This is a genomic window from Colwellia chukchiensis (assembly GCF_002104455.1).
GTDB lineage: Bacteria > Pseudomonadota > Gammaproteobacteria > Enterobacterales > Alteromonadaceae > Cognaticolwellia > Cognaticolwellia chukchiensis.
The window spans coordinates 224,949-240,617 of the sequence record NZ_NBOC01000002.1 but is presented as its reverse complement, the minus strand read 5'-3'; the positions used below and the strand labels follow the sequence as shown (position 1 = coordinate 240,617).

Sequence of the window (15,669 nt, the reverse complement as noted above, 5' to 3'; positions counted from 1 at the left end):
GCTACTGCGCCTTCCTTACAATGAGCTATATTTTTCACGCAAACGCTGACGAACAAACTCAGCAAGCGTGTTAAATACAAAAGTAAATACAAATAAAACAAATGCCGCTAAAAACAGAATACGATAGTGAGAACTACCAACTTCAGACTCTGGCATTTCCACAGCAATATTCGCCGCCAGTGTTCTCATTCCTTGGAAGATACTCCAATCGAGGATCGGCGTATTACCCGTGGCCATCAACACAATCATGGTTTCACCAACCGCGCGACCAAGTCCCATCATTACCGCCGAAAAAATACCTGGGCTTGCGGTTAACAAGACCACTTTTACCAAGGTTTGCCATTGTGTGGCTCCTAAGGCCAATGACCCACTGGTGAGGTGTTTAGGGACACTAAAGATGGCATCTTCTGCCATGGAGAAAATGGTCGGAATAACGGCAAACCCCATGGCAATGCCAACCACTAAGGCGTTACGCTGGTCAAAATCTATCCCCAAATCGTTGGTGATAAATTGCCTTACATCACCAGCAAATAAATGTAATTCCAACACTGGTGAAAGTGTAAACGCTGCATAGGCTGCAATAGCAATGGCTGGGATCAAGATAATCGGTGCCCATGTTTCAGGAATACGCGCTTTATAGTTACGCGGTAGTTTGTGCCACGCCAAGGCGGTAGTAAACACTGATAACGGAATGAAGACCAACAATAAAACAATAGCGGGTAAGTAAACTTCAATAATCGGTGCCAACCAAAGCCCGGCTAAAAAGCCAAGAATGACGGTCGGTAACGCCTCCATCAATTCAATAGTCGGCTTTACTTTTCGGCGCAAGCCTGGGGTCATAAAATAAGCGGTATAAATTGCCGCTGTTAAGGCAATAGGTACCGCAAACATCATGGCATACATAGCTGCTTTTATGGTACCAAATGAAATGGGTACTAAAGAAAACTTTGCTTCAAAGTCATCGGTTCCTGAGGTGGATTGCCATATAAAGTCGGGCTCTGGGTAACCTTCATACCAAACTTCTTGCCAAAGTGCTTGCCAAGTAACTTCTGGGTGCTCATTGTCAACAGTAAAAGTTGCCAGTTTTTTTTCCGAATACAGTATTAAAGCATCAGAGCGTGGTGCAATAGCAAACGCTTGTGCCTTGCCTTGGTGCAGAGTACCTCGCCATAAGTCCGCAGCACTAGTGGTATAAAATAGCCCTATTTCACCTGAGGGGGTTTGAGTATAAAAGCTTTTTCGATACTGCTCAGTATAAATCGCCACCACAGGCTCATGGTCACTGGCTTTAAATCGTCGTATTTCTTTAAACGCTCGTCCTTTGTCGGTCGCCACTTCAAACCATTGACTGACGTTGCCCCTGTCATCCCCTAATAAGAGAGAGCTGCCCCCTGACAATAACGCCATACTCGTGAGGCGACTCTGGCTCGAACTATTTTGCTCCAATTGCGGAATGATAGTGGCCTTTAATTCTGCATCTTCATCTAATGAAAAAACCGCGACTTGATCGCTGTGCCGAATAAACGCCATCGCTAAGTCCGGCGTCAACAAAATATCATCAACCGCATTGACAGCATAATCAACAACTTGATACTGCACCTGATAAGCACTGTCGTAACTAAAGTCATCTTCTGCGAATAAGGTGGTTTTGATCAGGCGTTGGTCGTGGCTAAAGCCAACAAAAATGGCCTTTTCATCATCCATGGCAAAGCCAAGCTTGCTCAAGGGCATGTTGCTTTCATCAATGGGTAAGTACGCCCGACCTAGAGGGTAGTGAACACTTGGCTTGATCAAGCGCTCTCCGGTATCAAAGCTGGCGCTAAAACTAGGGACCACCAACTGAATATGACCACCACTATCAAGTAAAAGCTTTTGCTCTTGTCCGACATCAACGACTTGTGTTAATTTTTCGCCATCGGCTACTAGCTGTTGGGAGAGTATTTTATCACCGGCTTGATAGCGACCGCCGTCCACTAATTGATAAAAATTAATCATGCCCTGTGCTGTAATGGTGTAGGCAACCTCTTTTAATTCATCTACGCCAGTGGCCAACACTTGCTCACTTTCTGCGATAGCAAACTGGGTATCAGGTGTGACCTTTACAGACTCAAAAATAGGCTTGATGACATAGAGTAAATACATGAATATTAACACTAAGGTAAATAAAACACTGATCCCCCCTAATGAAATAATCCATTTTGCCAATGAATTTTTTACCTTACGGGCGTTGGCTGATTTAGACGCTATGGCCACTTAACAATCCCTTAACTGAGTTGATTTTGATAATGGTGGTGATTATAAGACAGTTAGATGACAGTTTTGTGACAACAGAGGTTTATCTTAAGCCGTCTGGCATTGACAAGGATATGACGACACAGCAAGATGTGAATATAAGCCTTCTATATCAAAATAATAGAAAAATATCAGCGCCTGTAATGTGCCAATAGCCCCAGTAATGTCAGTGCTAGTTGGCACCTTATGCCAGCAAATAGAACATCATTACTCTAAGCCATGATTGAGTCAGTGTTTTACCGAAAAAATCAGCATACAAAGTTAAGAGCTACAGGATAACATAGAGCAACCCGCTTTATGTTTTGCCCATGCAGGACGTTTCGCGGCAAAGTGCTCAAACTCTGGTTGTTCATCATAGGGCTTAGTTAGCAGCTGCTGTAACTGATGCAGTAAGCGGTAATCTTGCTGCTCTGCTTGCTCGATTGCTTGTTGAGCTAAATAATTACGCAGCACATATTTAGGGTTGGTGGCGTTCATTTGTTGACGAATTTCTGCGCGCGTTTTCGAGCTGGCATCACGCAAAGCAATATAACGCTCAAGCCAGTTATGTAAGCGGTCTTGGTAGTCGCTGCTAATATCCTCTTCATTATAATAACAAGCGTGCAAGTGTGTTAACCACTGCGACTGTTCTTCAGGCAAATCTGCTAAACGCCGATAAAAGATGGTCATATCTGTGTCGATACAGCTCAGTATTTCTTCAATCTCAAGCAATAACTTAAGCTCATCTTCATTAGCAAGCTCACCAGCAAGCGTGAGCCCAAGCTTGGCCGCCATCATTTGTTGCCATAGTCGTTGATAGTTTTGTGCAAAGTCATTTAAGGCTTGCTGTAAAGGCTCTGCCTGATTGATTAACGGAAATATAGCATTCGCTAGTTGGAATAAGTTCCATTGGGCAATTTCACCTTGGGCGCCAAAGCGATAGCGTTTACCTTGCGCGTCAGTGGTGTTCGGCGTCCAATCTAAATCAAAATTATCAATCCAGCCGTAAGGGCCATAATCTATGGTTTCGCCAATAATCGACATGTTATCGGTATTCATCACCCCGTGCACAAAACCAACTCGCATCCAATCGACAACCAGTTGACAGGTGCGATCAGATACTTCATTAAACCATTTAAGATAAACCGCTGGGCTAGGCGCACCTAAATGTGGAAAATCACGAGTGATAACGTAATCAACAAGCTGGGTCAGTAAGCGAATATCTTGTCGTGCTGCCGGCAACTGAAAACTGCCAAAACGGATAAAAGATGACGACACGCGACATACCACAGCGCCTGGCTCTGACTGAGCATTACCATCATAAAACATATCACGCACTACATTCTCGCCGGTTAAGGATAAACTTAACGCTCGCGTAGTGGCGATCCCTAAATGAAACATGGCTTCTGAGCAGAGAAATTCTCGTATCGATGAGCGCAAAACCGCAAAGCCATCAGCGCTGCGTGAATACGGCGTGGGTCCCGCCCCTTTAAGTTGCAAGGTTTTATGCCCCTTAGCAGGAGTTAAAATTTCCGCCAGATTAATGGCTCGACCATCACCTAACTGCCCTGCCCAATGGCCAAATTGATGCCCGCCATAGCACATAGCAAACGGTTGCATGCCTGCTAACAGCTTACTGCCAGAAAATACCTGCAAAAACTCGGCGGTTTCTGCTTGTTTTTTTGTCCAGCCAAGTTGCTGCAACACACTGTCGCTATAGGCAATTAGCGTCGGATTTTGACAAGCTTTAGGGGTAACATAAGAATATGCCGCCAGCACTTGCCGTGGGTAGTTGTCGGCAATATCATCAGCCACAAAGTTCGCCGTGAACTGGTTATCTAAAGTAAAAGTTAAATCTGACAAAGCATGCACACTCATTAAAACGTTAATGGTTAAGTATCGGCGTAAGCGACCTTGAATTCAACTGGACAAAGCACCCGCTGCCTAAAAATTGATTAAGCAGGCATAAAAAGTATTAACCGCAAGCTTTACATCCACTTACTGTCGCCACATTGCACAAGCGCACAAACTCATTTGCTTGCCCATCGGCTTTCACCTAAAATATCAACATTAATGTTTTCCTAAATAAATCAAAAGGTTTTTCATGGCACAACCATTACCCGATAAATTCATCATGTCGATGAACCGCGTTTCTAAGGTAGTCCCACCTAAACGCACAATTTTAAAAGACATTTCTCTTTCTTTTTTCCCAGGCGCTAAGATTGGCGTACTGGGCTTAAATGGCTCAGGTAAATCTACTTTGTTGCGCATTATGGCCGGTGTTGATACCGAGTTTGAAGGTGAAGCAAAAGCCCTAGCGGGTACCAATATCGGTTACTTACCGCAAGAGCCTGTGTTAGATGAAGAAAAAACTGTGCGCGAGATCGTTGAAGAAGCAGTGGCAGAGGTGAAAAATGCCATGGCGCGCTTAGATCAAGTCTACGCCGAATATGCTGAGCCCGATGCCGACTTTGACGCCTTAGCAAAAGAGCAAGGCCAACTGGAAGACATCATTAACAGCCAAGATGGTCATAACATTGACAACGTGCTTGAACGTGCTGCTGACGCGCTGCGCTTGCCGCCATGGGAGCAAAAAGTCGCTGTACTGAGTGGTGGTGAACGCCGTCGTGTTGCCTTGTGTCGCTTATTGCTGCAAAAACCCGACATGCTACTTCTAGATGAGCCAACCAACCACTTAGATGCCGAGTCAGTAGCTTGGTTGGAGCGTTTCTTACATGACTATTCAGGCACTGTAGTCGCCATTACCCATGATAGATACTTCTTAGATAACGTCGCTGGCTGGATTTTAGAGCTTGACCGTGGCCATGGTATTCCATATGAAGGAAACTATTCTTCATGGTTAGCACAAAAAGATGCCCGTCTTGAGCAAGAAAGCAAAAGTGAGAGTGCACTCCAAAAAACCATTAAGCAAGAGCTTGAGTGGGTGCGCTCAAACCCGAAAGCACGACAATCAAAAAACAAAGCCCGTATGGCTCGTTTTGAAGAGCTTAACAGCCAAGATCATCAAAAGCGCAATGAAACCAATGAGCTGTACATTCCACCTGGACCGCGTTTAGGCGATAAAGTGTTAGATGTCGAAAACTTAACCAAGTCATTTGGCGATAGAGTGTTAATTGATGACTTAAGCTTTAGTGTCCCTAAAGGCGCCATTGTTGGCATTATCGGACCAAACGGTGCTGGTAAGTCAACCTTATTTAAAATTATGTCAGGTGCCGAACAGCCAGATTCAGGGTCAGTTACATTAGGTGACACGGTGAAGCTTGCCAGTGTTGATCAGTTTCGCGACGATATGGATGACAAAAAAACCGTCTATCAAGAAATTTCACAAGGCAATGAATTGTTAACGATTGGTAATTTTGAAATACCCAGTCGCGCCTACGCCAGTCGCTTTAACTTTAAAGGCAATGATCAACAAAAGCTTATCGGTGAACTATCCGGTGGTGAGCGCAACCGCGTGCATTTAGCCAAGTTAGTGCAAACCGGGGGTAACCTGTTATTACTGGATGAGCCAACCAACGATCTTGACGTAGAAACACTGCGTGCACTGGAAGAGGCCTTATTAGAATTTCCAGGTTGTGCCATGGTTATTTCACATGACCGCTGGTTCCTTGACCGCATTGCCACGCACATTTTAGATTACCGTGATGAAGGTAAAATCAACTTCTATGAAGGTAACTTTACCGATTACGAAGCCTGGTTAAAGAAAACCTATGGCCCAGCAGCGGTTGAGCCGCACCGCATCAAGTACAAAAAAATTGGCTAGCTAGTTGCGCTAACTAATTAGTTAATAACAAGATAAAGGCACCTTAATGATTTATTTAAGGTGCCTTTTTTTTAAAAGCACGCTATGCTGAAAAGACCAAGGTAGTTAAAGTTAATTGCAATGCAAAACCGACGTCAATACACGCGAGTATTATACTCTATGCCAGCAATACTGACGGTAAATGAGCAACAATATTCAGCAAAAATAGATGATATATCACTTAATGGGGCCTTACTAAAGCTTGAAGGCCAAGCTATGCCACTAACCAGGCAGCTAGGTTCATTATCATCTCAGTTAGCCGATAGTGAGGCAGAAATATTTATGCATATTGCTGTTGTTCATCAAAAAGGCAATGAAATTGGCGTGCAATGCAATGCAATTGACATTGAGAGTGTCAGTTTATTACGACGTTTAATTGAGCTTAATTTAGGCGACGATGCGCAACTGCATAAAGAGTTAGTGCAACTAAATCGCCAGTAAAATGTCGCTAACGGCCTTGCAAAGTTAACTAGCTAAAAAACTTCATCTCACTTATTGCAAAGGATTAACCATGAACCAGCTTATTGTATCGTTTATCACCGCCGACCGCCCTGGCATAGTAGAGGTTTTATCTGATCTGATCACACAACATAAAGGCAATTGGCAAAAATCCAGTTTGCACCAAATGTCTGGCGTATTTGCCGGTGTGGTGGAAATTGCCGTAAGTCCCGAAAACTCTCAGTTGTTGGCCGACAAGCTTGCCACGTTAGCGGGTTTTAAAATACAAATAGAACAAGTCAGCCCAGAGCAAGAGCCGAGTCAATCTCAGTTAGTGTTAGAACTGACCGCCAACGACCGTGTTGGTATAGTACAAGAAATTTCAAGCGCCATACATCATCATGGCGGTAACTTGCTGAAACTGGTCAGCACGCAAGAAAGCGCCCCCCATGCTGGCCATGAGTTATTTAAAGCCAAAGTTACTATTGCTGTTTCGCCACAAGACATTGATGCCATGATTGTGGCACTTGAAAACCTTGCTGACGACCTCATGGTGGATATTTCTCGATAAATTAAGCCCTTAAACAAAAAAGTCCACCCATTTACTAGAGGGTGGACTTTTTTGACTTGTAAACGATTATATTATAAAGACTTACAATCCTAATCTTTTCAACTCTTTCTCTACCACTGATGCAGGTAGCGGGATATAGCCGTCTTTTTCTACGATATATTGCCCCGTTTTAGATAGTATTAAACGTAAAAACTCTGCTTCCATTGGCGCAAGCGGCTTGTTTGGGTGTTTATTAACATAAACATATAAAAACCGTGAAAGTGGGTAGGTATTCGCGACCGCATTCTCCATATTAGCAGCAACAAAGTTATCACCAGTTTTTGCTAAAGGTAACGCCCTAACGCCCGATGTTTGATAGCCAATACCTGAATAGCCAATACTATTTAACGAGGCAGATACTGATTGCACCACAGAGGCCGAGCCGGGTTGCTCATTTACACTATTTTTAAAGTCGCCTTTACATAACGCCTTCTTTTTAAAGTAACCATAAGTGCCCGACACCGAATTGCGGCCATATAGCTGGATATCTTTACCTGACCAATCGCCCGATAAGCCTAGATCTCCCCAGCGTTTCGCATCTTTTACCGCACCACACTTGCGGTTACTTGAAAAAATCGCATCCACTTGCTCAATGCGCAAACCTTTAATGGGGTTATCTTTATGAACAAATACTGCCAAGGCATCAATGGCGACTCTCACCGCTGTTGGCTTATAACCATAGCGCTTTTCAAAGGCTTGAATTTCTCGTGACTTCATCTTGCGACTCATCGGCCCAAGGTTTGACGTTGCCTCGGTTAACGCCGGTGGCGCAGTTGATGAACCCGCCGCCTGAATTTGCACATTAACATTCGGGTAGTGGCGCTTAAACTCTTCCGCCCAAAAGGTCATCATATTCGCTAAGGTATCTGAGCCAACCGATGATACATTACCAGATATGCCACTGACTTTTTTATATTCGGGTAATGCTGTATCTGCAGCTAATGCTGAGAAATTGAACAAACTCGCTACGCCTATTATGCCTAAAGCACGTTTTACACTCATATTACGCTCCGATGAGAACTTTAATTAATTTCAACTCATTTTAAAATGTGAATATGACAAGAATACGAAAACTATGTGACACTTAGATGACAAGCAAACATTGCCGCTAGTTATAGACAAAAGCACGTATTGCAGCCTCTGCTTTTGCCTAAGCGAAAAATAGCAAAAGCGTATAAGCAAATAGCGCAACGCTAAATGCTCACTACCGTGATTTTTCAATCAACCGCCACAGGGGCGACTGAAGGTTTTGCCGCCAGTTCTTGCGTAAAATGGATAATAAATTCACTGCCACTTTTACCATCACTAATAATACTCAACTCGCCTTGGTGATGATTGAGCACATGCTTTACTATCGCCAAACCTAAGCCAGAGCCGCCAGTATCGCGAGAACGCGATTTATCAACCCGAAAAAATCGCTCCGTTAAACGATTAATGTGCGCGGCCTGAATACCCGGGCCATTATCTTTAACGCTAAAACGTATCTTCTGTGCTGTCGCCGTAAGCGACACCGAAATAACACCGCGCGCTGGCGTATAGGCAATGGCATTTGCAATTATATTTAACAATGCACTTTTCAGTTCATGCTCGTTACCTTTTATTTTTAGATCTGGTGTTATGTTGTGCACTATCTCGTGCTGTGGCTCTTGATTTAGCCATAATATGTCTTCCATGATACTAAAAAGCAAAGCAGATAAATTCACGGTTTGCTGGTGTTCGGTTTCAATATTATTTTCGACACGTGATAATACCAATAACTGATCCACTAACCTGTCCATGCGTGACACTTGCGAGGCAATGCTGGTAAAGGCTTTTTGCCACTGCGGTGCAAGTTCAGTGTTGCTGCTTTGCATCATTTCTACATAACCGCGCACTACCGTTAAGGGCGTTTTTAATTCGTGCGATACATTAGCAACAAAATCACGACGCATCACTTCTAAGCGGCGCAACTTACTGACATCGCGTGCTAACAGCAATATTTGATCGCTGCCGTATGGCATTAATCGTAATTCAAGCTCTAGCTCATGGTTAATAGGTGATCTGATTAAACAAGGCGCGCTGTAGTCAGCTTTTTTTAAATATTTTGAAAATTCTGGAAAACGAATTAAGTTATCAATACGTTGGCCAATATCTATCGGCCAACGTACACCTAAAAAAGACGAGGCTTTACTATTACCCCATAAAATATTTAACTCGGTTGTTAGCACTAACGCGGCATCAGGCAATGCTTCCGAGCCATCTCGAAATTTTCGAATACGTTCATTTAATTGCTTTTGCTTTAACCTTTGTTTACGAATTCTACGGTAAAGCCCATCATAGATATGTCCCCAGACTCCCGCGGCTTGGGGCGGCGCAATCGATTTACCTTGCCACAACCATTGCATTAACTTGTATAAATGACTGTAATGCCACGCTAGTAAAGCCAATGAAACAAAACTGAGCACTAGAAATGTTTGCCCTAATAAGTAACCAACAAGCGCACTGATCACCAGGATACTAGCCATACGAGTAAACAAGGTACGCGCTGAGGTGCGAAAATACATAATTTAGTGCTTAACCTGTACTAGTAACTTGGTGAGAAAAGCGATAGCCTGAGCCTCGCACCGTTTGAATAAAGTTTTCATGGCCAGCGCCGGAAATCGCTTTTCGCAAGCGGCGTATGTGAACATCCACGGTTCTATCTTCCACATAGACATTGGTGCCCCAAACATTATCAAGCAGTTGCTCGCGGCTATAGACGCGCTCGGTATGGGTGAGAAAAAAATGTAACAAGCGGAACTCGGTTGGCCCCAACTCAATACTTTGCCCATTAATACTCACTCGATGGGCAACAGGATCTAAACTTAGCCCGTGGAAGTTTATCACCTCGTCTATGGCTGTTGGCGTTACCCGTCGGATCACCGCTTTAATGCGGGCAATTAACTCTTTCGGTGAAAAGGGTTTAGTCACATAGTCATCAACGCCTGCATCAAACCCTCTAACTTTATCATCTTCATCCGAGCGCGCTGTTATCATGATGATGGGAATATTACGCGTCTGTTCATGCTGTTGTAATGCTTTAGCAAACTTCACGCCTGAGCCACCAGGTAACATCCAATCTAGCAGTATTAAGTCAGGATAAGGCTCTTTCATTTTTGCCTGCGCTTGGGCTGTGGTGCTTGCTTCTACAACCTTAAATCCATGTTGTAATAATACAAAGCTGATCATTTCTCTAATTGATGCTTCGTCTTCCACCACCAAAATTTGTTTATTCATCTATTACTTCCTGAGAGCGAACCACAAAACTGCATTGTGCTAGTCAATTATGACAGTTTCATGACAAGGGTTAAAATATTGCGCTCTATACTTTGCTATTTTTATATCACGCGAGTGTGCAATGTGTGCCACTCGCAAGAAATTATTACTATAGCATGGACAAGTTGTGCTTAAAGGTTAGCTAGAAGTCTTGACTCGTTAACCATAAAACAAGAAAAAAGCCGCCTGTTGCGACTTTTTTCCTCTTGTTATCTTGCACTTTTAAAACTTGTATTCAATACCTGCTGCTAAATAATCTTGGTCGGCGTCCGTATCCATATCAAAGCTGGTATAAAATGCATATAGTTTAGTGCTTTTTGCTAACGCATAATCAGCGCCTAGGGTGATACCAGATTTATCGTCGCCAGCTTTAAAGTCAGCGGCTTGGTATTGGCCTTTAAAGGTGATGCTGTCCATTTTATACTTTGCTGACACCATATAACCATCCATTTCAGCGCTACCATCCACTTTTTCTTGTGTTTGAATCATAGCACCTAAAATGATCTTACCGACTTTACCTTGCACCGTTGCCCGCGTGATATCATAACCTTTGACCTCAGCATCATGTGCCACTGAGGCATAAATTGATGATTTTTTTAATTTTGCATCACCGTAAAATACTGCTACAGACACACCATCTTCTGCATCAACAGCATCTTCAGCTATATAAGTTACACCCAGTTGCAAATGATTGAACTTTGGCGACTTATAAGAAAGCGTATCCGCCATGCGATTTTCACCTTTCCACAAGCTTTTTATATCGGCATTATAGTCACTAAATAAATCTACTTTACCTTGTGACTGTTTCAGCATAGTGTCATTTTTACCTAACAACACTTCACCAAAGCTGCCCGCTAAGCCGACATACTGATTACGATCAGTAATACTATCACCCTTAGCACTATCACCATCTAAGTCTACTTGAAATTCTGCTTTATAAATAACCGTTAAGTCATCATTAAGTGCATGTGTGCCTTTTAAGCCGATGCGTGAAGCGTTACTTTTTATCTCAGTAAATGAGCCTTCACCTTCATCAGATAATTGTAATGACAAATTCGCTTTACCATAAATTTCAACATCCGCAGCAGATACTGACAGTGATAAAGAAGAGAATAAAGCGGCGACAATTTTGCTATATCTATATTTCATTTTGAACCCTTTAACAGTTTTCGAGGCTAAACATTAATTGTCTGTAGTTTGCCAAAGCTTTATGACAGTTTAGTGACAAAATGGCGTTATATTATTTTGCTGGTCAAAATTAAAATGCTACTTTTAGCCTTAATTGACTTTGCATTAACTGAAATGTTTAAACGCCAACTTTTTTATACGTCAGATTAGTGCCTAGTGCTATTTATAATAAATAATTGATATCTAATGGCAATTCTATTAAGTTTATGATTAGTGAAAATCGCATTACAGGCTTAACATTGGTATAAGTTTAACTATCATACATAGGGTAAGGCAAAATAAATTGCCTAAACTTTCGCATGCAACTTAAAAGAAGTCGTTAATGAACACAACCAGTCTGTCACGAAAACTACTTACGCGCGTCTTGTCATTTTATTTTCTCCTGACATTTCTTGTCACTTGTATCCAAATTGGCGCTGAGTACATCAACACTAAAAGTCACATCACGAGTGAGTTATTAACGCTTGAAAAAACCTTTAGTGGCAGTTTAACGCGGGCGGTATGGGAGCTTAACACTCAACAAGCAATTGATATTGCCAACGGTTTAATCGCTATTCCTATGATTCAAGGCATCACGGTTAGCGATGAAAACAATCAGATTATTGCCCAACAAGGTATAGAAATTGATTCGAATCGACTTAATATGGAGCCCTTTAGCTCGGAGGAAAATAGTAATGATTATTTCAACGTAAGCATGGAGCGCGATGGCTTGTTCGGTCATTCCTTTCCGTTAATTTTTGAATTTTCAGGCCGCACCACAAAAGTTGGCTCTGTTACATTATTGTCAAGCAACGAGGTCATTTTTAACCGTATTCAAGTCGGTATTTATTTTCTTATCGGTAATGCCATGTTGAAAACAGCGGCCTTGGTATTATTATTTTCCTATGCGTTTTCCAACTTATTAACCTCGCCACTTAATAAACTGACGGAACAAATTAATCAGTTTGACATTGATGATCCTGAAGCATCTAAACTACATGTCATTAGTTATGAAAATAACGAATTACAAGTCTTGCAAAATGCTTACAACAAACTCATCGATGAGTTAGTACTCTACAAAGAGCAGTTGGCGCTCGCGCAAGGGAAAATTATATCAGCCAATAGCAAACTGGATGAACAAAACTTAATGTTAGAGCAAGAAGTCGCTCGCAAAACCTCATCGCTCAGTACCACAATGTTAAAAATGGAAGTTCAGCAACGTGAATTATTAGCGCAACAGCAAAAATTAAAAGCTGAAAACAGCCATAGAAGCGTCACGGAGAAAACCCTAATCGCCACAAACCGAGAGTTAAAAAATTACATTTTAGAATTAAACAAAGCACAAGAACGTTTACTCGATGCGGAAAAGATGGCGATTTTAGGCGGTATGTCGGCGGAGGTGTGCCACGAAATAAACACCCCAATTGGCATCGGCATCACGTCAACATCTTATATGGCTGATTTAGTCGCCAATTTTAAAGACAATATCAATGCCAATAAGCTCTCCAAACGTGTGCTTGAAGACTTTACCACCAACGTTGATAAGGGCTTAGCACTTGTTCTAAATAATCTTGAGCGCGCATCGGAACTAGTATCAAGCTTTAAACAGGTTGCGGTTGATCAAATTAGCGATAAAATCCGTAAAGTTGATTTAGCCAAGTATCTCGATGAAATTATTCACTCGCTACACCCTAAGCTAAAAAAGAGTAATCATACGATTAAAATCAACTGCCCGCAAAACGCGGAGGTTTACTGCCACGCAGGTGCCATTTCACAAATTTTCACTAACCTAATCCTTAACGCCATCGAGCATGGCTTTAAAAACATTAACCGTGGAGTTATCACTATCACAGTGCGACTCACAGGTGAACAAGTGCACATTACCTTTACTGATAATGGTCATGGCGTGTCAGCAACACAGTTAGAACATCTTTTTGACGCATTTTACACTACAGCTGAGCACCAAGGCGGTACGGGCTTGGGCACACATATAGTGCATAGCCTAGTACAAGACACACTTAATGGTAAAATAAGCGCAAGCTCAACCCCGGGCAAAGGCCTGCGTTTTGATATCAAGTTCAACAGCATGGCATAGTTCAAAGTCAATTAATGCAATTATCTAAGACGTGCGCACAGTGCATAAGTAAGGTAATATGGCCGTCGTTTTTTCAATTATTCGCCCAAAACTATCGGGCATAGGATCTATTCAATGTGGTTTAAAAACCTATACTTTTTTGCGTTTACTCGCCCTTTTGAATGTTCTGAAGCAGATTTAGAGCAGCAGTTGTCGGAGCATTTATTTACCCCATGTGCATCTACTGAACAATCTCACTTTGGTTGGGTTAATGCCCTAGGTAAGCATGGCCACTCAATTGTACATTCGGTCAATGGCAATTACTTATTATGCGCCCGCAAAGAAGAAAAAATACTGCCGGCACCTGTTGTCAAAGATATGCTTGAACAAAAAATAGCACAGTTAGAAGCTGAGCAATCGCGTAGTGCCACTAAAAAAGAGAAAGAGCAATTTAAAGAAGACATAATTTTTGAATTGTTACCACGAGCATTTTCTCGTTATAGCGACACCCGCGCATATATTAATGCCGCCCATAACCTCATTGTTATTGATACCAGTAGCCGTAGTAAGGCTGAAGACTTTTTAGCCTTATTACGAAAATCTTTAGGCACCTTGCCGGTTACTAGCACCTCGCCAGAAAAAGCACCAGATGAGATAATGACCGATTGGTTAACTGAGCATAATTTAGGCAGTAACTTTCAGCTCGGTATGGAAGCCGAGTTTAATGCCCTTGGCGACGACGGCGCTGTAGTGAGAGTTAAAAATCAAGATCTTACTAGCGAAGAAATCAAAGCGCACTTAGACGCCGACAAGTATGTGGTGAAAGTGGCTCTTGAGTGGGATGAGTCTTTATCATTTATCTTATGTGATGATTTAGCCATAAAACGCTTAAAGTTTTTTGATGTTATTCATGAGCAAAATGATGATATTGATGCCGACGATGTCTTAGCGAAACTCGACGCTGACTTTGCCTTAATGGCGGGTGAATTAAATCGCTTTATTGAGCACTTATTGGCTGAATTTTCATTAAAAGCCAGTGATTATTTAGATAGCTAGTTCAGCACCCAGTATCACAAGGTGGCGCAAGTTGCCTTGTGATACTAGCGATTAAAACATGGCTCTTACTTGCGCCACACGCTCAGTAAATTCAGTTGATGAGAGATAGTCCACACTCGGTAAAATTCCTTTTTTAACATAACTTTTCAGTAACGTATCGCGCGTTGAAATACTTTTAAATATTTCGTGGTATATAGCGCCAGCTCGAATAAAATCTAAATAATGCACCGCTTTAGGTAAAAACGTTAAATCATTCCACGACTTCACTATATGTGTTAGTTCTTCTGGAAATTCCCATGCTTTAGTCACTTCTGCGCCAATCTCATTTGCAAGTTTAATAATAGCTTGTTGTAAAAAGGCCGAGGTAGCAAAAACTTTCGGGTGACTTTCTGCTTCTGCCAGTATTGGCAAGACACCTATATTATGAATAATTGCGGCTAAGGTAATGGTATCTAGTGTAAATGGCGTATTTTTATTGTTTTCTAAGTACTTCACCATCAATGCAATTGCCACCGACGCGACATCGACGGTTTTTTGCCATGACCTGCGCATATATTGCGCTACAACCTGATTGTTTGAAACAAACATCTGCTCCACCGCCATGGCCGTCGCTATGCTTTTAATTTGCTTTAAGCCAATACGGGTCACGGCTTGTGCTACTGATTCAACTTTAACTGCACGACCAAAAGCAACACTATTAGCCACTTTGAGTATCCCTAAAGATAACGCAGGATCATGAGCAATAATATCACTCATTTTCGCTAAACTAATGTCTGGATCGTCAGCCGCTTGCCTGACTTTCATCGCTATTTCTGGCAACGTAGGTAGCACCAATGCATCTTGTCTAATTTTCTCTACGAGTATGATATGCAATGCATTTTCTGCGCTCATGAACAATCCTTATTATTGGCTTAGGCGGTAACTATCCATTACACA

At 42.2% G+C, this 15,669-nt stretch carries 12 protein-coding genes; 5 read left to right on the top strand and 7 right to left on the bottom strand.

The window, feature by feature from the left end; genetic code table 11:
* Positions 1 to 15: 15 nt before the first annotated feature.
* Together B6K83_RS04575 and B6K83_RS04570 are read right to left on the bottom strand one after the other, a co-directional pair.
* A complete protein-coding gene (locus B6K83_RS04575; RefSeq protein ID WP_085283910.1) occupies positions 16 to 2,142 on the bottom strand; it encodes an ABC transporter permease subunit in 2,127 nt (708 codons plus the stop codon).
* A 411-nt stretch (positions 2,143 to 2,553) separates the two neighbouring features.
* Positions 2,554 to 4,149, bottom strand: a complete 1,596-nt coding sequence (locus B6K83_RS04570) for a protein adenylyltransferase SelO (protein ID WP_085283712.1) — start codon at positions 4,147 to 4,149, stop codon at positions 2,554 to 2,556.
* A 226-nt stretch (positions 4,150 to 4,375) separates the two neighbouring features.
* Between B6K83_RS04570 and ettA the strand changes: the two genes are divergently transcribed.
* The 3 genes from ettA to B6K83_RS04555 all read left to right on the top strand — a co-directional run bounded on the left by ettA (position 4,376) and on the right by B6K83_RS04555 (position 7,103).
* Complete coding sequence (ettA, locus tag B6K83_RS04565) at positions 4,376 to 6,055, top strand: energy-dependent translational throttle protein EttA (RefSeq protein ID WP_085283710.1); 1,680 nt, start codon at positions 4,376 to 4,378, stop codon at positions 6,053 to 6,055.
* A 120-nt stretch (positions 6,056 to 6,175) separates the two neighbouring features.
* Positions 6,176 to 6,535 (top strand): PilZ domain-containing protein, encoded by a 360-nt coding sequence (locus B6K83_RS04560; protein ID WP_085283708.1) that lies wholly within the window; start codon positions 6,176 to 6,178, stop codon positions 6,533 to 6,535.
* A 70-nt stretch (positions 6,536 to 6,605) separates the two neighbouring features.
* On the top strand, positions 6,606 to 7,103 hold the full coding sequence (locus B6K83_RS04555; protein ID WP_085283706.1) for a glycine cleavage system protein R: 498 nt from the start codon (positions 6,606 to 6,608) through the stop codon (positions 7,101 to 7,103).
* 81 nt (positions 7,104 to 7,184) lie between these two features.
* On the opposite strand, the gene B6K83_RS04550 is transcribed toward B6K83_RS04555, so the two are convergent.
* The 4 genes from B6K83_RS04550 to B6K83_RS04535 form a co-directional block, all read right to left on the bottom strand.
* Entirely contained in the window at positions 7,185 to 8,144 is a 960-nt protein-coding gene (locus B6K83_RS04550; RefSeq protein WP_085283703.1) for a PstS family phosphate ABC transporter substrate-binding protein, read from the bottom strand.
* A 215-nt stretch (positions 8,145 to 8,359) separates the two neighbouring features.
* Positions 8,360 to 9,685: a phosphate regulon sensor histidine kinase PhoR gene (gene phoR, locus B6K83_RS04545; RefSeq protein ID WP_085283701.1), complete on the bottom strand. Its 1,326-nt coding sequence runs from the start codon at positions 9,683 to 9,685 to the stop codon at positions 8,360 to 8,362.
* A gap of 10 nt (positions 9,686 to 9,695) precedes the next feature.
* Complete coding sequence (gene phoB, locus B6K83_RS04540) at positions 9,696 to 10,397, bottom strand: phosphate regulon transcriptional regulator PhoB (RefSeq protein WP_085283699.1); 702 nt, start codon at positions 10,395 to 10,397, stop codon at positions 9,696 to 9,698.
* Positions 10,398 to 10,658: 261 nt separating this feature from the next.
* Positions 10,659 to 11,585 (bottom strand): porin, encoded by a 927-nt coding sequence (locus B6K83_RS04535; protein WP_085283697.1) that lies wholly within the window; start codon positions 11,583 to 11,585, stop codon positions 10,659 to 10,661.
* A 361-nt stretch (positions 11,586 to 11,946) separates the two neighbouring features.
* Here B6K83_RS04535 and B6K83_RS04530 point away from each other — a divergent pair, with 361 nt between their 5' ends.
* Complete coding sequence (locus B6K83_RS04530) at positions 11,947 to 13,698, top strand: sensor histidine kinase (RefSeq protein WP_085283695.1); 1,752 nt, start codon at positions 11,947 to 11,949, stop codon at positions 13,696 to 13,698.
* Between the two features lie 114 nt (positions 13,699 to 13,812).
* Positions 13,813 to 14,733: a recombination-associated protein RdgC gene (gene rdgC, locus B6K83_RS04525; RefSeq protein ID WP_085283693.1), complete on the top strand. Its 921-nt coding sequence runs from the start codon at positions 13,813 to 13,815 to the stop codon at positions 14,731 to 14,733.
* A gap of 51 nt (positions 14,734 to 14,784) precedes the next feature.
* On the opposite strand, the gene B6K83_RS04520 is transcribed toward rdgC, so the two are convergent.
* Positions 14,785 to 15,624 (bottom strand): HDOD domain-containing protein, encoded by an 840-nt coding sequence (locus B6K83_RS04520; protein ID WP_085283691.1) that lies wholly within the window; start codon positions 15,622 to 15,624, stop codon positions 14,785 to 14,787.
* Between the last annotated feature and the right edge of the window lie 45 nt (positions 15,625 to 15,669).

Coding starts and splice junctions, on each gene's coding strand:
- ettA (WP_085283710.1), top strand. CDS start 4,376: ATGGCACAACCATTACCCGATAAATTCATCATGTCGATGAACCGCGTT.
- B6K83_RS04570 (WP_085283712.1), bottom strand. CDS start 4,149: ATGAGTGTGCATGCTTTGTCAGATTTAACTTTTACTTTAGATAACCAG.
- B6K83_RS04560 (WP_085283708.1), top strand. CDS start 6,176: ATGCAAAACCGACGTCAATACACGCGAGTATTATACTCTATGCCAGCA.
- B6K83_RS04535 (WP_085283697.1), bottom strand. CDS start 11,585: ATGAAATATAGATATAGCAAAATTGTCGCCGCTTTATTCTCTTCTTTA.
- B6K83_RS04575 (WP_085283910.1), bottom strand. CDS start 2,142: ATGTATTTACTCTATGTCATCAAGCCTATTTTTGAGTCTGTAAAGGTC.
- B6K83_RS04520 (WP_085283691.1), bottom strand. CDS start 15,624: ATGAGCGCAGAAAATGCATTGCATATCATACTCGTAGAGAAAATTAGA.
- B6K83_RS04550 (WP_085283703.1), bottom strand. CDS start 8,144: ATGAGTGTAAAACGTGCTTTAGGCATAATAGGCGTAGCGAGTTTGTTC.
- phoB (WP_085283699.1), bottom strand. CDS start 10,397: ATGAATAAACAAATTTTGGTGGTGGAAGACGAAGCATCAATTAGAGAA.
- B6K83_RS04530 (WP_085283695.1), top strand. CDS start 11,947: ATGAACACAACCAGTCTGTCACGAAAACTACTTACGCGCGTCTTGTCA.
- phoR (WP_085283701.1), bottom strand. CDS start 9,685: ATGTATTTTCGCACCTCAGCGCGTACCTTGTTTACTCGTATGGCTAGT.
- rdgC (WP_085283693.1), top strand. CDS start 13,813: ATGTGGTTTAAAAACCTATACTTTTTTGCGTTTACTCGCCCTTTTGAA.
- B6K83_RS04555 (WP_085283706.1), top strand. CDS start 6,606: ATGAACCAGCTTATTGTATCGTTTATCACCGCCGACCGCCCTGGCATA.